The 24,675-nt window shown below is 41.2% G+C and carries 25 protein-coding genes and 2 other annotated features; of the genes, 1 reads left to right on the top strand and 24 read right to left on the bottom strand.

The features are described from left to right. Nucleotides 1-4: 4 nt before the first annotated feature. From PQ511_RS05650 to PQ511_RS05740, 19 genes are all read right to left on the bottom strand, one after another. Complete coding sequence (locus PQ511_RS05650; protein ID WP_273850939.1) at nt 5-538, bottom strand: Spo0B C-terminal domain-containing protein; 534 nt, start codon at nt 536-538, stop codon at nt 5-7. A gap of 182 nt (nt 539-720) precedes the next feature. Continuing rightward, nucleotides 721-1,011 (bottom strand): 50S ribosomal protein L27, encoded by a 291-nt coding sequence (gene rpmA / locus PQ511_RS05655; protein WP_098444403.1) that lies wholly within the window; start codon nt 1,009-1,011, stop codon nt 721-723. Between the two features lie 13 nt (nt 1,012-1,024). Then, the gene (locus PQ511_RS05660; protein ID WP_273850940.1) at nt 1,025-1,357 is read right to left on the bottom strand and encodes a ribosomal-processing cysteine protease Prp; all 333 of its coding nucleotides are present in this window, start codon (nt 1,355-1,357) and stop codon (nt 1,025-1,027) included. A gap of 11 nt (nt 1,358-1,368) precedes the next feature. Continuing rightward, complete coding sequence (rplU, locus tag PQ511_RS05665; RefSeq protein WP_048312605.1) at nt 1,369-1,677, bottom strand: 50S ribosomal protein L21; 309 nt, start codon at nt 1,675-1,677, stop codon at nt 1,369-1,371. Between the two features lie 12 nt (nt 1,678-1,689). Beyond that, nucleotides 1,690-1,763: a sequence feature (ribosomal protein L21 leader region), on the bottom strand. Between the two features lie 89 nt (nt 1,764-1,852). Then, nucleotides 1,853-3,001, bottom strand: coding sequence for a ribonuclease E/G (locus PQ511_RS05670; RefSeq protein ID WP_273850941.1), 1,149 nt, complete (start codon nt 2,999-3,001; stop codon nt 1,853-1,855). A gap of 31 nt (nt 3,002-3,032) precedes the next feature. Continuing rightward, a complete protein-coding gene (locus PQ511_RS05675; protein ID WP_273850942.1) occupies nt 3,033-3,857 on the bottom strand; it encodes a M50 family metallopeptidase in 825 nt (274 codons plus the stop codon). Next, a complete protein-coding gene (locus tag PQ511_RS05680; RefSeq protein WP_273850943.1) occupies nt 3,857-4,606 on the bottom strand; it encodes a M23 family metallopeptidase in 750 nt (249 codons plus the stop codon). The genes PQ511_RS05675 and PQ511_RS05680 overlap by 1 nt, the downstream gene beginning before the upstream one ends. A 165-nt stretch (nt 4,607-4,771) precedes the next feature. Then, nucleotides 4,772-5,572 (bottom strand): septum site-determining protein MinD, encoded by an 801-nt coding sequence (gene minD, locus PQ511_RS05685; RefSeq protein ID WP_273850944.1) that lies wholly within the window; start codon nt 5,570-5,572, stop codon nt 4,772-4,774. 19 nt (nt 5,573-5,591) lie between these two features. Further along, entirely contained in the window at nt 5,592-6,281 is a 690-nt protein-coding gene (gene minC / locus PQ511_RS05690; protein WP_273850945.1) for a septum site-determining protein MinC, read from the bottom strand. Between the two features lie 29 nt (nt 6,282-6,310). Continuing rightward, the gene (gene mreD / locus PQ511_RS05695) at nt 6,311-6,856 is read right to left on the bottom strand and encodes a rod shape-determining protein MreD (RefSeq protein ID WP_273850946.1); all 546 of its coding nucleotides are present in this window, start codon (nt 6,854-6,856) and stop codon (nt 6,311-6,313) included. Continuing rightward, nucleotides 6,853-7,731: a rod shape-determining protein MreC gene (gene mreC / locus PQ511_RS05700; RefSeq protein WP_273850947.1), complete on the bottom strand. Its 879-nt coding sequence runs from the start codon at nt 7,729-7,731 to the stop codon at nt 6,853-6,855. Before mreC ends, mreD begins: the two co-directional genes overlap by 4 nt. 16 nt (nt 7,732-7,747) lie before the next feature. Next, complete coding sequence (locus PQ511_RS05705) at nt 7,748-8,785, bottom strand: rod shape-determining protein (RefSeq protein WP_098444412.1); 1,038 nt, start codon at nt 8,783-8,785, stop codon at nt 7,748-7,750. A 94-nt stretch (nt 8,786-8,879) separates the two neighbouring features. After that, the gene (gene radC / locus PQ511_RS05710) at nt 8,880-9,551 is read right to left on the bottom strand and encodes a RadC family protein (protein ID WP_273851139.1); all 672 of its coding nucleotides are present in this window, start codon (nt 9,549-9,551) and stop codon (nt 8,880-8,882) included. A gap of 52 nt (nt 9,552-9,603) precedes the next feature. Then, complete coding sequence (locus tag PQ511_RS05715; RefSeq protein WP_273850948.1) at nt 9,604-10,182, bottom strand: Maf family protein; 579 nt, start codon at nt 10,180-10,182, stop codon at nt 9,604-9,606. A gap of 255 nt (nt 10,183-10,437) precedes the next feature. After that, on the bottom strand, nt 10,438-11,442 hold the full coding sequence (locus PQ511_RS05720; protein WP_273850949.1) for an SPOR domain-containing protein: 1,005 nt from the start codon (nt 11,440-11,442) through the stop codon (nt 10,438-10,440). A gap of 420 nt (nt 11,443-11,862) precedes the next feature. Further along, the gene (locus tag PQ511_RS05725; protein ID WP_273850950.1) at nt 11,863-12,615 is read right to left on the bottom strand and encodes a prepilin peptidase; all 753 of its coding nucleotides are present in this window, start codon (nt 12,613-12,615) and stop codon (nt 11,863-11,865) included. A 202-nt stretch (nt 12,616-12,817) separates the two neighbouring features. Then, nucleotides 12,818-14,527, bottom strand: coding sequence for a sensor domain-containing diguanylate cyclase (locus PQ511_RS05730; RefSeq protein ID WP_273850951.1), 1,710 nt, complete (start codon nt 14,525-14,527; stop codon nt 12,818-12,820). A gap of 113 nt (nt 14,528-14,640) precedes the next feature. Beyond that, entirely contained in the window at nt 14,641-15,936 is a 1,296-nt protein-coding gene (locus PQ511_RS05735) for a bifunctional folylpolyglutamate synthase/dihydrofolate synthase (protein ID WP_273850952.1), read from the bottom strand. Nucleotides 15,937-15,989: 53 nt separating this feature from the next. After that, nucleotides 15,990-18,632, bottom strand: a complete 2,643-nt coding sequence (locus PQ511_RS05740; RefSeq protein ID WP_273850953.1) for a valine--tRNA ligase — start codon at nt 18,630-18,632, stop codon at nt 15,990-15,992. A gap of 112 nt (nt 18,633-18,744) precedes the next feature. Continuing rightward, nucleotides 18,745-18,969, bottom strand: a binding site (T-box leader). 159 nt (nt 18,970-19,128) lie between these two features. Here PQ511_RS05740 and PQ511_RS05745 point away from each other — a divergent pair. Continuing rightward, nucleotides 19,129-19,329, top strand: a complete 201-nt coding sequence (locus PQ511_RS05745; protein ID WP_098444420.1) for a hypothetical protein — start codon at nt 19,129-19,131, stop codon at nt 19,327-19,329. On the opposite strand, the gene PQ511_RS05750 is transcribed toward PQ511_RS05745, so the two are convergent. The 5 genes from PQ511_RS05750 to hemB form a co-directional block, all read right to left on the bottom strand. Further along, nucleotides 19,326-20,291: a phosphotransferase gene (locus tag PQ511_RS05750; protein ID WP_273850954.1), complete on the bottom strand. Its 966-nt coding sequence runs from the start codon at nt 20,289-20,291 to the stop codon at nt 19,326-19,328. The two genes, PQ511_RS05745 and PQ511_RS05750, sit on opposite strands and share 4 nt — an antisense overlap. Next, on the bottom strand, nt 20,284-21,150 hold the full coding sequence (locus tag PQ511_RS05755; protein ID WP_273850955.1) for a hypothetical protein: 867 nt from the start codon (nt 21,148-21,150) through the stop codon (nt 20,284-20,286). The genes PQ511_RS05750 and PQ511_RS05755 overlap by 8 nt, the downstream gene beginning before the upstream one ends. 60 nt (nt 21,151-21,210) lie before the next feature. Continuing rightward, entirely contained in the window at nt 21,211-22,236 is a 1,026-nt protein-coding gene (spoVID, locus tag PQ511_RS05760; protein WP_273850956.1) for a stage VI sporulation protein D, read from the bottom strand. A 145-nt stretch (nt 22,237-22,381) separates the two neighbouring features. Continuing rightward, entirely contained in the window at nt 22,382-23,668 is a 1,287-nt protein-coding gene (hemL, locus tag PQ511_RS05765; RefSeq protein ID WP_273850957.1) for a glutamate-1-semialdehyde 2,1-aminomutase, read from the bottom strand. Between the two features lie 23 nt (nt 23,669-23,691). Beyond that, complete coding sequence (gene hemB / locus PQ511_RS05770) at nt 23,692-24,669, bottom strand: porphobilinogen synthase (protein ID WP_273850958.1); 978 nt, start codon at nt 24,667-24,669, stop codon at nt 23,692-23,694. Between the last annotated feature and the right edge of the window lie 6 nt (nt 24,670-24,675).

The raw sequence follows: 24,675 nt of genomic DNA on the forward strand, positions 1-24,675 counted from the left end.
CACCTCATTTAATCAAAAACGTGCTAACTAGCTCCTGTTCCGTTTGCTCTAATTCAATCAATTTAGCGCTTTTAACCTCAGGATTCTCGAACGCCAGCTTGAGCTTGTTTTGATCGGAAACTTCACCCTGAAAGTCAAAAACAAGATGAATTTCTTCATGGTACAACTGAAGCGTTAATAACAAGTGGTGATCCGCAGGTACATTCACTTGGGAATCAAGCACTGCTGTACATTGAGCGATTAACTCAATGAGATCCGCTTCGTACGTGCAAATATCATACTCGTCTCCGATCACTTCAAAATCCAACTGAAATAAATGGTTACACCAGTTAAACGTTAATATATATTCTGCAAGTTTCGGAGCATTTAAATTCGATAATTTTGCTTCCTGTCTCGACTGGATAATAATTTCTTCGATAATTTCCTTTGCCCTGTCCACATGATCCAGTGCAAGGTTGCCTTTGATCAACTGCAAACGATTTAACCAATCATGACGAGAATGGCGCAGAACGTCAAAGGTATTCCACTTTTTAGACATAATTGCACTCCCAATGCTCTAACCATTTCCTTCATTATAACAATAGATCATTTCTGTATGTTACTTTGACTTAAAAGAAAACAATCTTACGCGAATTCATTGTGCATCGTCACTTATCTAGCTCATTTTCTTCATTATATCAAAAAACTCTAACCGTTCGGTTAGAGTTTTTCTTAAGCTGCTTATGCTTCTTTAGCAACTGGATATACACTTACTTGTTTACGGTCACGTCCAAGACGCTCGAATTTCACAACGCCGTCGATTTTCGCATATAGAGTGTCGTCTCCACCGCGGCCAACGTTTGTACCAGGGTAGATCTTAGTTCCGCGTTGACGGAAAAGAATCGAACCGCCGGATACGAACTCGCCGTCTGCGCTCTTCGCGCCAAGACGCTTGGAGATTGAATCACGGCCGTTTTTTGTACTACCTACACCCTTTTTCGATGCGAAAAACTGTAGATTCATTTTCAACATATTGTCCCACCTCCTATGTGTGAGTAATTTGAATGTGCTTGCCGTATTCCTCGGCAATAGCGGAAATGGATACTTCCATTCCTTGGAGAAGAAGTTGAACATTCTCACCAGTACGCTGATCCAGATGACCTGGAACGGTACAGCTAAGGTAGCCACCTTCATCCTCCATATCAACTATGAGAGTTACATCGCAAAGGGATTCAATCGCATTCACTGTCCCGATCGACACGGCAGAAACACCTGCACAGACTAAGTCATAGCCATAAGGGCCAGACTCAGCGTGTCCTGAAAGAGAAAATGAATGGATGCGATTGTCAGAATCTCGCTTCAGATTGAAACGTATCATCTTCGTGATCCTTAAGCGTTAATTTTGTCGATAACTACTTTAGTGTAAGGTTGACGGTGTCCTTGCTTACGACGGTAGTTTTTCTTAGGCTTATATTTATAAACCGTGATTTTCTTACCTTTACCGTGCTTGTCAACTTTACCAGTTACAGTAGCGCCATCTAGCATAGGAGAACCAACTTTAATATCGTCTCCACCAACCATTAGCACACGGTCAAAAGTAACCGTTTCACCAGCTTCAGTGTTTAGAAGCTCGATGTAGATTTCTTGACCTTCAGTAACCTTGATTTGTTTACCACCAGTTTCAATAATTGCGTACATACGTGCACCTCCTCTAATACTAAGACTCGCCATTGCAGGTGCTAAAAATAGCTTAAAAACCTGTTTTTGAGCGGTTGTAGCTCTTTGGGTGCTTCCAAACGAACTAACCACTAAATCATACCACAGCGAAAATTGCGGTGTCAATGCAAGAAATCCTACTTCTTACATTTCAACTTTAAATAAGCTTACTTAAGGGAAGACCTGCTTTCTTACGCTGCATCTCAAACAACCCAAGCCTCGTAAAGCCTCCAACCTTTAACCGTTTGTCCGCTTTTTCCTTCTTCTTCATCTGGATCAATAGTGCTTCGCGTTCTTTCTCATCAACCCTTAAAAAATCAACAATAATCATGCCACCAGTATTCCGAAGTCGTAGCTGCCTTGCAATTTCATCAATCGCCATCATGTTTACTTCAAGATGTGTCTGGTTTTTAGTACTTCTTCTTACGCCGCCACTATCTACATCAATGGCCGTTACTGCATTCGTTTCTTCAATATGAAGGGCTGCTTTCCCCATTTTGACTGTCTTCTCTATGCCCTGAATCGTTCGCTCAAGAAGCTGAATCACGTTCTCACTTTGCTCCTCCGACATCACTTTCGCACCTTTTGCCAACAAAGGCAGAAAGGTTTTCACAGCATCCACTTCATTTGTAGCAAGTTCAGTTACTCGATGAAGGGGATAGAGCTTGCTAATTCGTTCAGCAAGTCCACCAGCTTTCTTGATCACACTTGGAGCCCGCACCTCTTCGGTAGATTGAAGAATCCGTTGCCATTCTTCTCGAAGATGTTCGATCTCCTCTATAAGTGCTTCTTTACTCAAATAGGCGGCACTTGTCCGAAAAATAAGTCCTTCTTGTTCGAGACATTGTTCGTAAGCGATTTGCAGAAGTTCTTCTCGCATTGCTGGCAACTGCTTAGATACGGCGGAATAGCCAGCGTACGGCATATAAACAAGAGATGCTCCAGTTAATGAAACGAGTTCTGTCACTATCGGCCCTTTTCGATCCACACCAGGGTGTTTAACTTGAACAAGGATCGACTGTCCTTCTTGAATACAAGTAGAAACAGCCAGCATCCGTTCACCGGCTGTCTTTTTTTTCTGTGCGCAAATCAATTCATCCCCATTTAATAAACCAGGTTTTCCACTACCTAAGGAGACAAATGCAGCATTTTTATCATCTAAAATGGAAGAAACTTTCCCGAATATCAGATCTCCCTGATCCGGTTTTCTTTGACAGGAGGCTTCTCCCCAAATGTCAGTAATTTCTTGATTGTTTACGATAGCGGCTGCCTGCCACTCCTTTTTTTTAAAAACGATAAGTTCCATAGCCGCTCTCCTTTACGTCCTTTTCTTTAGTTTACCTAAATAGCGTTCCAACTGCACACCCAATTTGATTCTTTTTAAAAAAGGCATGAAGTAAAACTTTCTCATCTGCCTCAATGTTCAGATCTTCTATCACAATTTGATAGTGATAACCACGATAAAACGTGGCGAGAAGTTCAGTCAATTTCATGTCAGGGGCTACCGAAACAACCTTTTCCTTTCCCTTAATAGAAGTTGAATAACGTTCAAGCAAAAAGCGCAAATAAATATAATGATGATGTTTCCATTCTTTGAACTGTGATACTGAAAGAAAAATGATGACCATCCATAGATTTAAATGAAACGGAAAATAAGTCACCGTCGTAAGAACTAAGAGACATAAACAAATTAATGAAGAATGAAGCATCACCTTATGAGATACTTTAAACGGATAGCGAAGGGAGTAAAATAAAAAAAGAAGCTTACCACCATCAAGTGGCCATATGGGCAATAAATTAAAAAGGAGAATCATTAGGTTATGAAGAAGGAAGAGACTGAACATTTCATCCCATAATCCTAAATAGTAGAAAATGGCACCGCCCCCAATCATCCAGACATGTTGAAGGGGACCAGCAAGTATAACAATTAGTTCTTCTTTAAATGGACGATTTCCATGCTCATCTACGACAGCTACCCCACCAAATGGAAGAAGAACAATTTCTTTTAATCGCCATCCAAAAAAACGAGCTGCTCCCGCATGCCCTAACTCGTGAATCAGGACAACCACGAACAGCAGCAGCATTTCTCGAAAACGCCCTGTTAGAATAGAAAGACCTATAGTCATCCAGAAAAGCGGATGGATCGATATCTTTTTTAACATTATTCGATTGGGACAACTTGAAGCGGATCAATAAACGCTTCGTTTTTCTTTATGGCAAAATAAAACGTTCCAGTCTTTCCATCTTCAGAGTTTGAAACGCTCCCAAGTTGATCCTTTGTTTGAACAAAATCGTAAAGAGAAACATCAATTGAATCCAGCATTCCATACCATGACTCGCTTCCATCTGTATGCTGTAGAACAACGGTCTTCCCTATCCCATCTTTATCTCCTGCATAAGTGACAACCCCTGCATCAATCGCTTCAACTCCTGAACTGAGTACGGTTTCAACCATAATTCCTTTGCCGGTCGTTTCAAAATCCTCAAGTACCTGTACCTTTCCACTAGCAGGTAGCGCATAGACAGGGGCTTCAGCATTCAAGTTCGTTTCAGGAGTTGTCGGAAACAAAGCCACAGGATTTCCAAACTTTCCTTCATACCAATCTTTCACAGTGGCAAACTGGAATTCTTCCGCCATCATTTCAGTAACGTAATCCTGAGCTGGAACGAGACGATCACTTTCTGCTTTAAATAAAATGCCTGCCCCCAAAAATAAGCAGGCGGCAATCATCGCTCGCATTAAGAAACTTTGCTTATTAAATAGCGGGTGAAGCTTCATTTCGACATCTTGTTTCGAATACGAAGGTATATGATCATGATTTAGTCCTTGTCGAGAGACTGTACGCAACGGTTGACGTTGTTTCTTTCTCGAATGGAGTCGCCTTCTCACATCATCCAGATCTTTCCGCATTCCTCACCCATCCTTCCTATAAGTAGTATTCAGTTTATGACTTGTCCTGAGTGGATATGTCAGTTGAATACGTAGAAAAGAATGGTTTCCTTCATACCAAAGCACTTGTTTAGACCACCAATGCCGTGCTTTCTTCAATAAAAAAATCCCGGCCGCAGCCGAGATTTAAGAACGAATTCCAAAAAACTTTTTCACTTTATTAAACACGCCTTTTTCTTCTTGAAGAGAAAGAAGCGGAACTGATTCACCTAAAATGCGTCTAGCGATATTACGATAGGCAATAGAAGCTTTTGAGCTAGGATCGAGTGCAATCGGTTCACCTTTGTTTGAAGCGGTAATGACCGTATCATCATCTCCAACAATGCCTAATAGGTCAATTGCTAGAATCGAAACAATTTCATCGACATCAAGCATTTCGCCGCTTTCCATCATATGATTTCGAATCCGATTCACGACAAGCTTCGGCGCTTCAATGTTCTCTTCTTTTTCGAGTAGACCGATAATACGATCGGCATCTCTTACCGCTGACGTTTCAGGAGTCGTAACAACAACGGATTTATCTGCACCAGCAATCGCATTTTTAAAGCCCTGCTCAATACCCGCCGGGCAATCGATTAACACGTAATCGTAATCCTGCTTTAGTTCATCAATAATTTTTTTCATTTGCGCAGGCTGCACAGCGGATTTATCTTTCGTTTGTGCAGCTGGAAGCATGTAAAGCGCTTCAAAGCGCTTATCTTTAATTAAGGCTTGATGAAGCCGACACCTTTCTTCAGCTACATCGACGAGATCATAAATAATACGATTCTCAAGCCCCATCACTACATCAAGATTTCGAAGACCGATATCCGTATCAACCAGACATACTTTTTTCCCCGATAGTGCAAGAGCTGTTCCAATGTTTGCTGTCGTTGTGGTCTTACCCACACCACCTTTTCCGGAAGTAATGACGATAGCGTCTCCCACACAACATTCCCCTTTCTGTCTACAACCTAGTCAAATTCGGTCGTACTTTGGTCAGTATTTGAACGCGATCAACGCTAATTTCAGATTGACCGTCTTTGACAAAAGCACATTCTGCTTCATGAATGCTTGCGCTTACTTGATCAGGCGGCCTACTGATAAGATCAGCAATTTTAAGCTGGGAAGGTTTCATCACTGCAGCTGTAATAACCGCCTCGATATCCCCATAAGCTCCTGCATGGGCAATGCCACGAAGCGTTCCCATTACAAAAATATTGCCGAAGGCTTTTACGGTGCCACCTGGATTCACATCTCCGATAAGAAGCAAATCTCCATCTACTTCAAGAACTTGTCCGGAGCGAACCGTCCTCGCTACGGATGTAATCGTGGATCTTTTGCGCTCTTCTTCTGCTTCATCTCGTGAGATAACATTTGAATCAATGCGATCAATTTCAAGATTTTGCTTTGATTGGATCATGGCTCGAAGTTCTTTTTCCTGCTTTTCAGTTAAATACCGATTGCCAATTTTAAGCGTAACGGTAATCGTATGTCCTTCTGTTTGCTGAATATGTCGAGCGGAAAGTTTTTCATCAAGCTCATTTATAACATCACGAAAAGCGCAGGAATCATCTAAAATCAGATTCAGGCCGTCTTTCGTTCCTTTAATCGTTACAAAATGCTGCGTTTGCTTTTGTACCATAGACAATTTCATTCACCTCAACATAGAATAATTCAACGTTGCTAAAGGAAACTCCTTCTTTTGGCCTGATTTTCTTGTCTACGGCTTTCAGATAAATCTTCAAGCAACCGTTTTACAGGGTAGTAAACAATAAGCAAAAAGATTCCATTTAAAAGTAAGGAAGGTAGGTAGCGACTGTAGAAAAAGGAATGGAAAGATGCGTCCGTTACATTAATTAAAGAAAACAATTCATACACATAGAATTCCACCATCGTGACGCCTAATAAACCAAGTATAAGGGTCGTAAACCAGTTCAAGTGAAAAACTTTCGATAAATAACCGATTATGTAAGCTGCAACCGACATTCCAAACATATATACCCCAACAAGATCTGTGTAAATCAAATCATGTAGAAGACCAAAAACAACACCGTATAGAACGCCATAAGCTGGGGACAACACCATTCCAATCATGATGACAACCACCGTCACAAAACGTGGAATGAGTTGAAAGTCAAAACCGTATTGTTCAGGTGCAAACACCTGAAAAACAGTGCCTTCCAGAAGAAAAAGAATAAATAGCGTTCCGACTAGAAAAAAACGCCTCATTCTTCTTCACCTTCCCCCTCATCAGGATTTACGTTTTGTGCACCGCGATCGATAATCATGACGTTGTTAATATCATACAAGTCAGAAGCTGGTTTCACATAAGCAGTTTGCGTTGTCCCAACGTTATCCGTTTCAATATCAACAATTTCACCTATTACAATGCCGCGTGGGAAAATCCCCCCATTACCCGCCGTAATAACGGTTTGGCCTTTCTCCACTTTCGTATCTACTGGAATTTTTGAAAAAAGCAACACTTCTTTTTCCGTATCATATCCTTCGATTGTTCCGAAAACATTGTTATCTTCCTGCGTCATTGCGGCAATTCGATTCGTACGATCAACGTCACTAATAAGTTGAACAGTTGAAGAGAAGGGCTGAACGTTTTTCACTTTACCTATTAAACCATCTGGCGTCGCTACAGCCATATCTGCTTGTACCCCATCCTGTTCTCCCTTATCAATCGTTAACAAATCATTCCAGCGGTCAGGTGACCGGGCAATCATATTTGCATGAAACGTCTGATAGTTCGAGAGCCCAGTTGAAGAATCAATGTTTAACTCGCTTTTTAAATCTGCATTTTCTTTCTTAACAGTTTTAAGCTCTTCTGATACGGCAACAAATTCATTGAGCCTCGACTTAAGTAGCTCATTTTCTTCATACATGTCTTTCATATCTCCAATACTCTCAAATAAACCCGCTACTGAATTAGCGGGTTTATAGAAGATTGATTGAAGCCAACCAATGGAATCTTTGAAAAACTGCTCAGGCATTGTAAGCGCATCGCGTTCTTTCATGGATGTACCGATTAACGCAACTAAAATAATAATGCTCACAAGCAATACAATGAGACGTTTATTTGAAAAAAATTGTGGCATGCGTTACACCTTCCAACTACTTCTGTTTTGAGCGGGAAGTTATACCAGCTCTAGATTTGAACAAATGAATATTTTCAAGCGCACGCCCGGTACCAATCGCAACGCATTCAAGCGGATTCTCTGCAACAATAACAGGCATTTTTGTCTCGTCACTAATGACTTGATCCAAGTTCCGAAGTAGCGCTCCGCCTCCTGTAAGAACGATGCCACGATCCATAATATCCGCTGCAAGCTCAGGCGGTGTTTTCTCTAGCGTTACTTTTACAGCTTCCATAATACTATTAACTGTGTCACGTAGCGCCCCAGACACTTCATCAGCAGAAACGCTGATTGTTTTTGGAAGTCCTGTTACTAGGTCACGTCCGCGAATATCCATGGCATCAATGCCTTCTGTCGTTCCAGCAGAACCAATTTCAAGTTTAAGCTGTTCAGCCGTACGTTCACCTATCATCAAATTATACGTTTTCTTCACATACTGAATAATAGACTCGTCCATTTCATCTCCAGCAATGCGAATCGATTCACTCGTTACAATCCCTCCAAGAGAAATGATGGCAACTTCTGTTGTTCCCCCACCGATATCGACAACCATACTACCGGTCGGCTCCCAAACTGGTAGATCTGCCCCAATCGCTGCTGCAAAAGGCTCTTCAATCGTGTAAGGTTCACGTGCGCCTGCCTGACGCGTTGCATCTTCAACCGCTCTTTTTTCAACAGCTGTAATACCTGAGGGTACACAGACCATTACATTAGGCTTTCGTGCAAAAACAGAACGATTTTTCTGTGCTTGCTGAATGAAATATTTCAGCATCGTTGCCGTCGTTTCAAAATCAGCAATTACGCCATCTTTCATTGGACGTAGGGCCACAATATTCCCCGGCGTACGACCAATCATGTTTTTTGCATCGTTACCAACTGCTTCAATTGATCCTGTGTCTGTACGAAGTGCAACAACTGATGGTTCGCGAACAACGACACCTTTTCCTTTTACATATGCCAGCGTGTTAGCTGTACCTAAATCTATTCCCATATCTCTTGAAAATCCACCAAACATTTATGTTAAATCTCCCTTCAATTCAAGCAAAACTCATAAGTATGATTATACTGCATCAGTATTAAAAACGGTAGTGGGAAAACTATTCCACTGCCTATACGTATCCTTTTTCTTTTAAACTAATAAACTTCTGATCTCCGATAATAATATGATCAAGCATATCAATACCAAGCATTTTACCACACTCTGCGAGACGTTTTGTCACTTCAATATCTTCTCGACTTGGTGTCGGATCACCGCTTGGATGGTTATGAAAGCAAATTAATGATGCAGCCGATCGCCTGAAAGCCTCTCGAAAAACTTCTCGAGGATGCACGATAGACGCATTTAAGCTTCCGACGAATACCGTTTGACGATGTAAGACCTGATTCTTCGTGTTTAAGTATAAACAAACAAAATGCTCTTGTGATAAAAAGCGCATGTCTTCCATCACATAATTCGCACCATCTTCCGGTGAACGAATCGTATAGCGTTCCTCCATTTGAAGACGACTCACCCTTCTACCGAGCTCCATCGCTGCAATGAGTTGAACGGCTTTCGCCGTGCCTACGCCATTTAAAGAGGTTAATTCTTCGATACTTGCATCTTTAAGCAGTCGCAGCCCCTCAAAATATTGAATAATGCGGTAAGATAGCTGCAGGACAGACTCCTGCTTTGTCCCGGTCCTGAGAATAATCGCCAATAGCTCTTGATTAGACAATGTCTCAGGACCCTCCTTCACAAGACGCTCTCTCGGGCGCTCCTCTTCAGGATAATCGCGAATCATTAACGGTGTATTAAGCAACACGCTTCCTCCCTGGATTCATCTTCGTGTCTGACTAACGCTGAATCTCCGGAAAAATTCCAAACGCCTCAAGTTCTCGAAGCGTTTTGGAAATCGGAAGCCCTACCACACTATAATAATCTCCGTGAATACGTTTCACAAAGGCGGCACCGAAACCCTGTATACCATAACCTCCCGCTTTATCAAACGGCTCACCGGTATTGAGATAATTCTCAATATCCGCATCTGTTAAGTCCCAAAATTCTACTTCAGTTGCTTCATAGAACTGTGACCGTTGCTCGCTGGATAGAATGACCACACCTGAATAAACGATATGTGTTCGACCAGACAAAGCTTTCAGCATCTGCCTCGCATGCTGGCGACTTTCTGGCTTCCCAAGTACATCGTGATCAAGTGTGACAACCGTATCTGCTCCCAGGACAATCGCGTCCGAGGCATTCATAAAAACATCGTTCGCTTTCCCAAATGCAAGCTGTTTCACAAGTTCAGAAGGGGGCACAGATTGAGAGTGATGTTCTTCAAAGCGGCTAACAATAATCTCAAATTGGAGGTTCACTTGCTCTAGAAGTTCTTTTCTACGTGGAGACCCTGAGGCTAAAACGAGGCGCTTCATTTTACCACCCTTTTTGTAAAAGATTCACAAGTGGGAAAAGGGCTTGATAATAGCTTATCAAATCCCTTTTCTTTCCACAATTTAATTTTTTAACGTTTCTTTACATTTTTCGTTTCACTTCGATTCTGTATGTGCATACAGTTAAAATTTGTTTAATCTTATTATTAATTCGTTAAGAGCAACCCTTTCAGGAGGGTCGCTCTTAACACTCCTATCATATCGTACCGTTTATTCATTCACTCCGCAAATATCAGACTATTCCAATCCCTTTACAACTTCTTGATACGTTGCTAGCGCATCCAATAAATGTTGCTGAGCCACCCACAACGAAGGGACTGTTTCTTCCGCTGAATAATCTTCCATTTCTTTTGAAGCAGCATTAAGGGCTTCTGCTAATGCTTGTCCCTCACTTGCTTCCCAGTCCTTTATTCCACTCCCTTTTTCATTCCAGGTTTGGATCGCTTTCTTCACTTCCGTTACCTTTTTAGTTGAAACTTTTCCCTCTGATAAAGCAACAAGGTCAAGCGTCGTTAGCTGTTCAATTAACTCCTTACTCTCTTTCAAATGATTGGCCATCTCTACGCTCGCCACCGCTTTTTTTCCATCCACCGTCCATAACTTTTTATATACCTCTTGTCCATTGCTTTCAAAGTAGGATGCAAGGGCATCCTGACCTTCCACAGAAGGCGATACACCAATAATCAAGAAATATTTTTCTCCTTTAAAAATCGTCGCAGGTAAGCCTTTCTCTTTTAGTTTATCTTGAAATTCCTTCGCGGCCTCTTCCGTTTCATATGCACCGGACTGCACGACGTGTAGGTCAAGGGATAAGTCTGTTTCACTAGCTACCACGGATGCCGCTTCATTCGATTGATCGATAGGCGGCGTGGCGACACTCTCTCCACCAAAAACCATTAATAAACCGAATCCAAATAAAACCCCAAGCGCAATAGCAAAGACTGCTGAAGCGACAACTTTTTTATGGAAGGTGACCACCGACTTCTTATGAGCCACAAGATGCTTTTTCTTTTTGCGTCCTACTGGTAATCTCGAATTCTTCTTTGACTGCTCAAAAAATGAAGTTGCTTTTTTCTGACTATGTCGTTTTTTTAATTCTACGATTTTTTTAGCATCTCGTCGCTCAGGTAAAATCCATTCGAATTCTTTTTCCTCAGCCGCTGCGCTTTCTTTATGTGTTTCTGGAGTCTTATGGACCTCATCATTTAATCGAATCGAAATCGTTCGTTTCTCCTTATCCATTCCCATCCCCCTCAAGTACCGGCTTGTACTACAGTCTATGAAATCTCATGAAATGCTAGAACTGAAAATACTAGAGTTGGAGGACAGCATAAGAAAACTCATCCGTGAAAATATGTATCCATAAGAAGAATAAATTTGAAAAAAATGTGTCCTATAGAGCACATTTTCTTCTATCGAACACTATTCGGCGCCACTTAATCTCTTAAGAGGTATGGTTTAGACTAGTCTATGTCTAGAAAAGTACAGGTTTCAGTAGAAAAAAAGATGCCCCCTATTCAAAACAGGAACATCTTTTTAAAATTTGCCTTGTCTTTTTTAAATTCCCTTTAAACGTGATAAATCTTAATAAGTAAGGGTTTAAAGTTAAGCTAACTATTTTATTTGAGATCAGACAAGGCGAGTGCCCGCTATTCATTTTCATCAAAGAAAATTTAAATACAATTGTAAGAGTTGATCACCATAAAAATAAGTTATAAGTGATCCCAACGCCACAAAAGGACCAAAAGGAATATACTGCTTCCTTTTTACTTTTCCAATCACTATCCCAGTGACTCCAATAATCGTCCCAAATAAAGTAGAAAAGAAAAAAACGATAATTAATTCTTGAAAACCAAAAACAATGCCTAGCACGGCAAATAATTTAATGTCACCGCCTCCCATTCCGCCCTTACTAACCACAACGATTAAGAGGAGAAACAAAAAGCCTCCAACTGCTCCTATTAAGGGACTATACCAAGGATCCATTGGAACAATAATACGCCCCAAAACAAAGTAACCTGCAAAAAATATAAGAATGTGATCAGGTATTAACATATAAATAGTATCTGAAACAAAGATAATAACAACAAGCGAAATCAATCCATAGGAAATCAACAATTCTTTTGACCATCCTACCAAAAAAGGTGCGGTTGCAAAAAGAAGAGCTGTAACAAATTCAACCAAAGCATAGATAGGGGATATACTTGATGAACATCCCCTGCATTTTCCTCTTTGAAATAAATATGAAAAAACAGGAACAAGCTCGTATGGTGAAAGCTTACGGGCACATGTTGGACAGGATGAGCGAGGAGTAACAATTGATTGTTTAACAGGCACACGAAGACCAACAACATTGTAAAAAGAACCAAGGACAAGACCAATTAGAAATAAATAACCATGTAACAAAACTCCCATTTCTTTCATCCTTATTTAGATTATTTTTCAAAAAAATGATGGTAGTTTTAAACTTATTCTTCTACTTATCGCTAACAACCTTTAGAAATTTTATACAACTAACTCGTTATTAGCATCCTTGCTGTGCAACTGTCTAGTGCATGATTAAGGTAATACGAAATAAAAACCCCTATCCTCCGCATTGTGAAGAATAGGGTCTAACTCATCCAACATAGCTCGCAACACGGTTCCGTCCCTGCTGCTTTGCACCAGTATACATCGCCCGATCTGCATTTCGTATCAACGTTTGCGCATCCTCTCCCTGTTCAGGAGCGGTAGCAACTCCAATACTCGCCGTTACGTAAATGACCTGACGATTGCCATTATCAAGATCATTAAAGATTTCAAAAGGTTCATCTGCGATCTCACATCGTAAGTCTTCAGCAACTTGTAAACTCTCATTATGGGAATGGCTTTCTAGGAGAATTACAAATTCTTCTCCTCCAAACCGGGCAACGGTTCCTCTTTCTCCAATCTCTTCTTCAAGGCGACTTGCCACTCCACAAAGTACTTCATTACCGCTATGATGACCAAACGTATCATTTACTTTTTTGAAATGATCCAAGTCGAGCAAAATGATAGAAAATGGATCGGGATCGGTGTCAAAACGTTTGTATTTCTCATCCAATAATTCGCCAAAAAATCGGAAATTGTACAAATTGGTTAACGGACACCGTTCACTTCGTCTTTTCGTCTCTTCATAATGCCTCGCATTGTCAACCGCTACCGCTAAATAGTTCGCTAGAATTTGAAGAACAAGAATATGATGTTTTTCATATGACCGAACGCGATCGGTTGCAAGGGTAATGATGCCGACAACCTTCTTATTACGCTTCATCGGTACTGATATAACAGCGTTCGCTGTATGGGGGAGAATACCCGAAGTTAGATTTTTCCACTGAGCCCGTTTTGTATATAACCGACTGCGTCCACTCCGCCAGACTCTTGAGCTAATCCCTTCTTCAAAAAGACGATCATCTCCATTATCCCGAACGCCTCTCCCCTTTTCAAAGCTCTTAATAATCGTTAGCTTTTTTACCTGCTCCGCATCCATGATGTATGCATAATCCACGACAAACATATCCTTTACTTCATTCAAAAATAAATGCAGTATTTCGTCCGTATCAAGTGACTGCGTAATTTGCTGACCAATTTCACTCGTTTGTTGAAGCAAATCGTTCACTTTTCGACTCGAGTAGTACAACCTGAGCATAAGAGATGCCAGAACAAAAGGTACCCCGACAAAGAAGATCGCAATCGTGCCAAGATAGGTATGTAACATATACAAGAGGAAACCGACCGGAAGGGTTACCCCTGTCGATATCGCTTCCCAAAGCATATCTTTCCCAAAAAATTTCGTGTTAACATCTTTATAAATGTAAATACGTAAAAAATGAAGGAGGATTTGATTAACAATGATAAGTGAAAGAATATAGCCAATAGAAGGAACCAGCTGAGTAATTGCATCGCCAGAGAATTCACCCGTAGAACCTCCAAGTAAGTAGAAAAGTCCTCCTGATACGAGGGAGACAATCATAAACATGAGCATATTAACAGGATAGCGGTGACTATCTTTCCTCGTAACACGCAAATTCAACAAGAATACGAGAATCGCTAACTGAGTTAAAATCGTTTCCACAAATAAACCGTATCTTAGAAAGACTGCTAATGATATTCCCTGGATAAAAAAAAGGTCCGTTCCTTTCACATTGATTGGCATCATGGCAACAACGGCAAGAAGTACAAAGAGCGCAAAAATATCGGCCATGTTCCCTGTAAAATCCGGGGGAAAGAAATAGAACGTTGCAAAAATGAGTAGTGGCCAGCAAAAAAGCCATACAATCCAGACGTTACGTTTCATTGTTGCCGTCAATTATTTCCCCCTCCATCTTCCAGTTATAGAAAGAATATTTTTCCATTCGCATGTTGTTACGTTCCATTTTAGCAAAAAGTAGCGAAAAAGTCCTATTTTTTTGCATTAAAATTCTAATTTTTTAGAAAATAGCGGACTTCAGATACAAAGTAGAGAGAGCCTGTTATTAAAAGCAAGTCATTTGTACCCATTTGTTCGATGGTTGTTTCAATTGCTCTTCTCCAGTCTTCATCATAAGATTTGCGTGAGAAGGTTGCTCGTTGGAATAAATTCTCAGCTGAAATCGCCCTTGGGAAATCAAAGGTGGTAAAGGTAATCGCATGAATGTGCGGATAGAGCGGCTTTAACATAGATTCAATATCTTTATCTCCAAGTGCGCTGAAAATAACGTGAATTTTCGCCTTAGCGTAATGCTGTTGCAAGGTTCTTGCAAGACTTTCAACACCTTCAGGATTGTGTGCACCATCTACAATAATAGGTGGATTGGAATTAAGCTGTTCAAATCGTCCTGGCCACGCTGCTCTTGCAAGTCCACGCTGAACCATATCTTGTTCAATATGGAGTCCATAAAAAACACGCAAGTATTCAAGCGCCATGAGCGCTGCTCCTGCATTTTTCACCTGGTGCTCACCTTTCATCTGAATGTGTAGATCACCGAGTTTACGGTAAGGAGATTCGAAAGAGAAATGCTCTCCTTCATCATCACCCCTATGTTCAACTATAGAAAACTCTTCATTCAAACGATAAATTTTCGTTTTTTTAGATTTTGTTGTCTCATGCAAAAGCATTAACACTTCTTCTTTTTCAGCCGTCGTCACAAGCGGAACCCCTGACTTAATAATCCCCGCCTTTTCATAAGCAATTTGCATGAGATCACTACCGAGGATATGAGTGTGATCATAGCCCACATTTGTAATCACACTAACGAGTGGATGAATAATGTTCGTAGAATCAAGCCGTCCTCCTAGACCAACTTCCATTAATACAAGATCTGGGAAGGCAATTGTTCCAAAGTACATGAGTGCAATAACGGTTATTACTTCAAATTCAGTTGGAGAACCAAGTGGTGAAACGGATGCCACCTCAACGAGCGGCTGAACACGATTACAGAGAGCGATTATGTCTTCTTCATTAATTGGTTTCCCATTCACAGCAATGCGTTCTGTAAACGATTCAATATAAGGAGATGTAAACGTTCCTACTTCATAACCTGACTCTTCAAGCACCGTCCGCATGTAAGTTACGGTTGAACCTTTTCCATTCGTCCCACCAACGTGCACCGTTTTCAACCGTCTTTCTGGGTGATCAAGTTGTTCGAGCATCCATTCCATTCGCTCCAAACCGGGCTTAATGCCATGATTTAACAAACTATGTATCCAATCTATTGCCTCATCATATGACTGAAACATTCTTTCTCCCCCTTAAAAGAAGACGAATCTCTAAGAAGAGATTCGTCATTTTCTTATTTTTTTAGTTCATTAATGCGCGCTTCCACGTTACTTCTTCTTTCAAGATAGTCTTTTTCTTTCGCTCGTTCTTCTTCAACGACTTTCTCAGGCGCTTTACTGATAAAGCGTTCATTTGCGAGTTTTTTCTGTACACGATCAACTTCAGAATCGAGCTTTTTCATTTCTCCTTTTAGACGCTCAATTTCTTCATCAATGTTAATTAAGCCTTCAAGCGGAAGGAATAGCTCTGCACCAGATACAACAGCCGTCATTGATTTTTCAGGTGCCTGTAGATCTGCTGAAATGGTTAATGTTTCAGGATTACAGAACCGCTCAATGTATTGGCTATTTTGTTCAAGCTGCTTTTGGGCCTCTCCAGATTTTGGTTTAATACGAAGCTCAATCGGCTTGCTAGGTGCTACATTCATTTCAGCACGAATGTTTCGAACCGAACGAATAATCTCAGTTAGGAGCGCCATGTCAGCAGCTGCTTCAGGGAAGTGCAGCTCATCACTCTTCACAGGCCAGCTTGCAACAGTAATTGACTCTCCTTCATGCGGAAGGTGCTGCCAGATTTCTTCAGTAAGATACGGCATGAATGGATGAAGGAGGCGCATGGTTTGGTCTAGCACATAGGCGAGAACAGATCGCGTTGTTTTCTTCGCTGCTTCATCTTCACCATATAGCGGTAACTTCGCCATTTCAATATACCAGTCACAGAAGTCATCCCAGATGAAGTTATAAAGGTAGCGGCCAACCTCACCAAATTCATAGTTATTAATCAGGCGCGTTACTTGTTCGATCGTATCGTTTAAGCGAGTTAAAATCCATTTATCAGCTGTAGATTTCTCACCTGTTAGATCAAGCTCTTCATAGGTCATGCCATCCATATTCATTAAAGCAAAACGTGAAGCGTTCCAAATCTTATTCGCAAAGTTCCAAGTAGACTCTACCTTTTCCCAATAGAAGCGAAGATCCTGACCCGGAGATGAACCTGTGGATAGGAAGAAGCGAAGCGAATCTGCACCGTACTTCTCAATAACATCCATCGGATCAACACCGTTACCAAGCGATTTACTCATTTTACGTCCTTCAGAATCACGTACAAGACCATGAATCAATACATCATTAAATGGACGTTGCTCTGTAAATTCAATGCCCTGGAAGATCATACGCGCTACCCAGAAATAGATGATGTCATAACCCGTTACAAGAACGTTCGTTGGGTAGAAACGTTTAAAGTCTTCCGCGTCTTCATTCGGCCATCCCATCGTTGAAAATGGCCAAAGTGCCGAACTAAACCACGTATCAAGTACATCTTCGTCTTGCTGCCAGTTTTCAATATCTGTCGGTGCTTCCAGTCCAACGTGAATCTCACCCGTTTCTTTATGATGCCATGCAGGAATGCGATGCCCCCACCAGAGCTGTCTCGAAATACACCAGTCGCGAATATTTTCGATCCAATTCAAATACGTTTTTTCAAATCGTTCTGGAACAAAGTTAACCTTTTCCTCTGATTTTTGAAGCGCAATTGCCTGCTCGGCAAGAGGTCCCATTTTAACGAACCACTGAGTGGAAAGGTACGGTTCTACTACAGCACCGCTTCGTTCAGAATGTCCAACAGAATGAACGTGCTCTTCAATGTTGAAAAGAATGCCTTTTTCCTGCAAATCTTTTACTAACTGTTTACGACATTCAAAACGATCCATTCCTTGGTAGTCACCAGCATTCTCATTCATTGAACCATCTTCATTCATGACAAGGATACGCTCAAGGTTATGACGGTTACCGATTTCAAAGTCATTAGGGTCATGGGCTGGCGTGATTTTAACAGCTCCTGAACCAAATTCCATGTCCACGTAGTCATCTGCCACGATTTCAATTTCTCGCCCTACAATTGGTAAGATCGCTTTCTTTCCAACAAGGTGCTTGTAGCGCTCATCTTTAGGATGAACGGCAATTCCTGTGTCACCTAGCATCGTTTCAGGACGCGTTGTTGCAATTTCGATATGGCCTGAACCATCTGCTAGAGGATAGCGCATATGATAGAAGTGTCCTGTCACTTCCTGGTGAATCACTTCAATGTCAGAAAGAGCTGTTTTTGTTTGAGGGTCCCAGTTAATAATATATTCCCCTCGGTAAATTAAACCTTTTTCATAAAGCTTAACGAACACTTCGCCAACCGCATCAGAAAGACCATTATCAAGTGTAAAGCGTTCCCTTGAATAATCTAATGAAAGTCCAAGCTTTGCCCACTGACTCCTGATAAATTCTGCATATTCCTCTTTCCATTCCCAGGACTTCTCAAGGAACTTCTGACGACCAAGATCATAACGAGATGTTCCCTCTTCACGAAGCTTGCCTTCTACTTTTGCTTGGGTCGCAATCCCAGCATGGTCCATTCCAGGAAGCCAGAGAACATCGTAACCCTGCATCCGCTTTACTCGAGAAAGAATATCTTGAAGCGTTGTATCCCAGGCATGCCCTAAATGAAGTTTACCTGTAACGTTCGGCGGGGGAATTACAATTGTATAAGGCTCTTTGTCTTTATCACCTGTTGCCTCAAAAAATTTACCATCTACCCAATACGGGTACCATTTCTGCTCGGTTGCCTTCGGGTCGTACTTCGTCGGCATTGTTAGCTCTTTATTCACCATTGCCACTCTTCCTTTCCATTCAATAAGTCTCAGGCGGTTTGCATCGGATTTCTCATTCCGTTTTCAGCTAAAAGGATTTTTTGAACAACAAAAAAACTTCCTCCATCCTTAGAAAAAGGACGAAAGAAGTATTTTCGCGGTACCACCTTTATTTACAGCTAAATAAACGTTAGCTGTACGCTTCATTCGAATAACGGGATTACCGGATTCTCCTACTACTCGTTCAGAGAAACAGCTCAAGGGCGACTTCGAATGTTACAATCCTGAGAAATCTTTCAGCGGACGATTTCTCTCTCTGAAGGGTTCACATTCTACTACTCCCTATCTTTGCCTGTCGACTATTTGTATAAATAAGTTTACCGTGTAGATTCAAGATCGTCAAGATGCTAAGCGCCCTTTTTCATAGCTTTGCCAGTTCTCTCCCTTCTTAATCACCCCATCCGCTTTCGTACATAGACTGTTTGTAACGGCAGATGAAAAAAAAGGGGAATATGCTATGAAAAAACGTTTTGGGGGAATGAATCGCTATCAGCTTCCGCCGGCTGTTTATAAATTCAGGGACATCTGTGCTCAATTCGTTCCGCCTTTTATTGTGTTTCAGACAATTCGAACGATCCTTTTTCCAACTTCGGTCGATGTGCTTATCCTCATTATCCTTGTAGCACTAGAAGTGTGTTTTTATTTTGAATGGATCTAAAATGTTTGCAGAACATGGTCGATGCCATTCATCACTTCTATTTTTTTCGTGAATAACCGGACATGCTTAATATGGGGCCAGTGCTGGCGGTTCTCATTGAATCGGTAGACACTATTAAAAACGGATTCCGGGAAATATAAATAGCTTGCAAGGAGCTCTTTCTCTTCTTCTAATAGCGAAAATTGGGATTCATATCGTCCAATATGTGCCGTTGTTGTGGCAGGATTGAACTGAAATGGATGCACAGATGATCGAATAAAGTAGGCAAGATCCCGCACCGGTGTATCAATCACAGCTCTCTCGAAATTAATAAAGTAGCCTCGTCCCCCGTTCATCACATAATGTGATAGAGAGCATTTTCCATGGCAAAACACCGATCGGTATCGTTTCGCTTCTAGGACCTGCTCATACCATTGGTCTAATCTTGTTTTAGCAAGATCGCAATATTTCATTAATCGATGAAAATGAGTCACAAAAGTGAGTTCAAACGGCGAGAGATAGACACGTTTTTCGATTGAGTTTACGTATTTTTCCATTTCAAACTGTCTGCTCTCTCTCATTAAGATCATTTTTTGGTACGATTGTTTGATTACTTCTTCAGAGAAAGCTTGATCTCTGGCAGTGTACCCATGGAGTTCTGCAAGATTTAAAACGAATTGCTCTTCTTTTTGCGGAGCGTGTCCTTCGCCTCCGTCCACCCATGGAGTTAAATAAGCCACTCCATCTTCTGTAAAAACAAAAGCATCGCCGTATTTGGTTCGTTCAATAGGTACAAAACTGGCAAATTGAAGCTGTTTCAATCGTTCCTCAAGGTATAAAATACGATCCATCTGTTCTTTCCCTAGCTTTGTCTCCTTTAAAGCAAACGAGCCACGTTCTGTCTCAATCTTTGTCACTTTCCCCATTCTCACGACACGTTCAGGATATAAATCATATTGAAATAGAAGTGCTGGATCACTCATGAACCGCCATCCTCCCCTCCAAGATGGAGAGCTCCGCTAAACCCGTAATCACTTTCATCGCGTCCCACTTTTCAATAAACTCTTTCATCAGACGATCCACGTTGCTCCCCTCATTTTGTAGCGCCTGAATACACGTTTTCCATTCCCACGGCGCAACGATTGATTGGACAAATGCACTTCTACATTCTCGATCAATTTCACTTAATAAAGCTTTAAAACAGTGGTTAAAGTCATCTCGTTTTTTTCTTCTATACCACGTATACACTTCAGTTGAAAGGACTTCACACACAGAACGAGGTGCTTCGTCACTGCATTCAAAGTAAAGCTGACCCATCATTTCTTTTAAAGAATAGGATGAAAATGGAATGGTGCCATTTAAAATATCGTTATGATAGCAAAGTCGTTTTTTCACATCTGGAATTAAGCTAATAAGAAGTAGGTAAGAATCTGGATATCGTGACTTAATGGCTAATAACGATTTGACCGTTTCTCTGTAAGGAAAATGTGTATAATCGTGTCTTCCTATCCCACACCTGACGATGGAAGAAAGAAGATACCCTTCCATTTCTGGATATAGCTCCAAAGAAAAATCATCTTCCACAAAATCGTGAACTGTTAGATAACCTTGATCTATTGGAATAAACGCCTCTTGCTTCAGAGTGCGAATCATTCGATTACACAAAATCCCAGATGTAAAAAAAAGGCGGTCACGGAAGTTGAGATGATACTCAAGCAAATCCCGCTCCCGCCAGTATGATACCTTTCGCTTCCCTACATGGGTCATCATTACTTCAGGTCTACGCACCCACCTTAGTTCTCTTAAACCATACTTTTCTTCGATAAGCGTTAATAAGTCCATCTTCATTACTCCTTTTTACCCCGCCAATAACACAATGCATGAACAGTGGGGCAAGCGAAGTTATCGATTGATAGGTATATAGAGAATCTGACCTTCTTTTACTTCTTCTTCTTCAAGACGGTTTACACGAGCTAGATGACTTGGAAGAACACGGTATCGTTCAGCAATTTCAGTTAATGAATCACCAGGTTGGATGATGCACATTTTCATTCTTGAAAATTGCTCTTCTTCCTTTGTCAGCATGCTTGTTAAATAGAGAGCATTTTCTTCACGTGGCGCTTGTTTCTCTTCTTCGTAACTTTCTACCTCTTCATAATCAACGTATTCGTTGTGACTAGAGCGCGTTTCTTCTACGATCGGCTGATTGTTGTATTCAGTTGACCCATCTATTTGATGAGCCATTCGTCTCAGAAAGTCATATGTTGGTTCTTGATATGCTTCCTGCACTTCTTCTTCTTCGCTTGAATAATCAACTTCAAACTGAGTCAATTGAGCTCGCATATCTACCTGAGGTGATCGTAAATGAGAGGTCTGTTCAAGTGATTCTTCCTGATGATCGACATATTTTATATCATTCTCCCAAACATTCTCTTCCTGATCATATTCGCTTTCTTCATCCTCATACACTTCCGATGAATCACTGTCTATTTCTTCACGATTTAGATCACCCTGAATTCCACTAATGGATATATCAGCTTTCAACTGAAGGCAATTTTCGTCAACTAGCGTGTAATCAAACGTATCGACCGTAACAAAAATATCTTCAAGACTTCTTACCCGACTTGCCGGAATGGTAATATCTACAGGAAAGCGGTGGCCCATTGATGCCGTTCCATCTTCTCTTACATGTACTTCGTGAATCGAGCGATAAGGAGAGTCCTCATTCATTACTTCCTCGCCATTCTGATCACGCTGCAAGTATTCTCCCGTTAAATATAAACAGCCTTTTACTGCTACATAATCTTCATACTCTTCAATTGAAATTTCAGGATCAAGTGAGATAGATAGAACCTCTTCAACTTCCTGTCCTTTCTTTAACCAGACCTGCTCCTCTACGGAGAAATGCAAATATGAGCCTTCAGGCATGCTTTCTCCTCCTTTCAAACATTATCCATACATTACACATGTATGAGTAATTCACAGGAATATGTCTACTTTGAATAAGAATGAGAAAGTTATCGTTGTCTTTAGATTAGAAAAAGCTACTGACAAATATGCCAGTAGCTTTGGGTTAAACAAGCTTTGAGAAAGCTGCTTCTGCCGCAGCAATTGTTTCATCAATATCATGCTCAGTATGTGCTGTAGAAAGGAACATTCCCTCAAATTGAGATGGAGGAAGGGAAATTCCTTGAGCAAGCATCTCTTTAAAGTAGTTTGTAAAGTGATCAAGGTTAGAAGAAGATGCCGTTTCAAAGTTAATAACGTCCTCGTTAGTAAAGAAGAACCCAACCATAGATCCGGCACGGTTAACCGTGTGAGGGATGTTATATTTTGCAGCCGCTTTTGAAAGACCTTCTCCAAGTTTTTCTGCTTTACGTTCAAATTCCTGATAACTCTCTGGTGTCAGTTGTGAGAGCGTTTCGTAACCTGCTGTCATCGCAAGTGGGTTCCCACTCAGTGTACCTGCTTGATAAATCGGACCGCTTGGAGCAATTTGTTCCATAATTTCCTTTTTACCACCATAAGCGCCAACCGGTAAGCCGCCACCAATTACTTTCCCAAGACAAGTTAAATCAGGCGTAACATTATAGTACCCTTGCGCGCAGTTGTAACCTACGCGGAAACCAGTCATCACTTCATCAAAAATAAGAAGTGTGCCATTATCCTCTGTAATCTTACGAATTTCTTCAAGATATCCCTGCTGAGGCGGAACGACACCCATATTGCCAGCTACCGGCTCGATGATCACGCCAGCGATATCATCTCCGAACTCTTGGAAAGCATATCGAAGACTTTCGAGATCATTATATGGCACTGTAATCGTATTTTTAGCAATTCCTTCAGGCACACCCGGGCTATCTGGAAGGCCAAGCGTAGCGACGCCAGATCCCGCTTTAATTAACAAGGAGTCACCGTGACCATGGTAGCAACCTTCAAACTTAAGGATTTTATTACGACCCGTGTAACCTCTAGCCAAACGCAACGCACTCATCGTAGCCTCTGTTCCAGAGTTTACCATTCGCACAATCTCAATTGATGGCACTCGTTCAATCACAAGCTCAGCAAGTTTTGTTTCATATTGACTCGGTGCACCAAAGCTTGTTCCAAGCTCCGTCACCTCTTTCAGTCGATTCACAACCTGTTCATCAGCATGACCAAGGATGAGTGGACCATAAGAGAGTACGTAGTCAATATATTCATTCTGATCGATGTCGTAAATTTTAGAGCCTTTCCCTTTTTCCATAAAAATCGGATCCATGCCAACAGATTTAAACGCCCTTACAGGACTATTTACGCCACCAGGCATCACTTTAGATGCTTCTTTAAAAGCTTCTTTGGAACGATCATAATTACCCATTTTGTAGTCACTCTCTTTCAGTTCTATTGATCTAGCCAGCGAGCAGCGTCTTTTGCAAAATAAGTGATGATTAGATCTGCTCCAGCACGCTTCATGCTTGTAAGTTTCTCAAGAACAACCTCTTGTTCATTCAGCCATCCATTTTGACTGGCTGCTTTTATCATGGAATATTCCCCACTTACGTTATACGCAACCATCGGAAGCGGGAAGCGATCTTTGAGTTCACGAATGATATCAAGATAAGAAAGGGCCGGTTTCACCATCAAGAAATCTGCACCTTCTTCAATGTCGCTCTCTGCTTCTCGAATCGCTTCAAGTCGATTGGCAGGGTCCATTTGATACGTTTTCCGGTCTCCAAATTGTGGGGTACTGTGTGCAGCATCACGGAATGGGCCATAAAATGCAGATGAAAATTTCACAGCATAGCTCATAACAGGAACATCAACGAATCCAGCTTCATCAAGACCCTGACGAATCGCAGCCACAAAACCATCCATCATATTAGATGGAGCAATGATGTCAGCCCCCGCTTTTGCTTGAGAGATCGCTGTTTTAGTTAGTAGTTCAAGAGACTCATCGTTTTGCACGTAACCATTCTCAATAACACCACAATGCCCGTGATCGGTATACTGACAAAGACATGTATCTGCAATGACTGTTAACTCAGGAAACTCTTCTTTAACTTGGGCAATCGCTCTTTGTACAATGCCAGTATCGCAGTAGGCTTCTGATCCAACTGAATCTTTATGATTTGGAACGCCAAACATCATAATGGACTTTATTCCAAGATCCACTACTTCACGAACCTCTTCATTCAAACGGTCTAATGAATAGTGATAGACACCAGGCATTGAAGGAATTTCTCGTTTTACATCCTCTTCTTCAACTGCAAAAATCGGGTAAATCAAATCCTCTTTATGTAAATACGTTTCTCTAACAAGCGATCTCATTGATTCAGATCGTCTTAAGCGACGGTGACGGTGAAAGTTTGCTGTTTCCATTATCTT

Source organism: Guptibacillus spartinae, from assembly GCF_028610625.1.
GTDB classification, from domain to species: domain Bacteria; phylum Bacillota; class Bacilli; order Bacillales; family Guptibacillaceae; genus Guptibacillus; species Guptibacillus spartinae.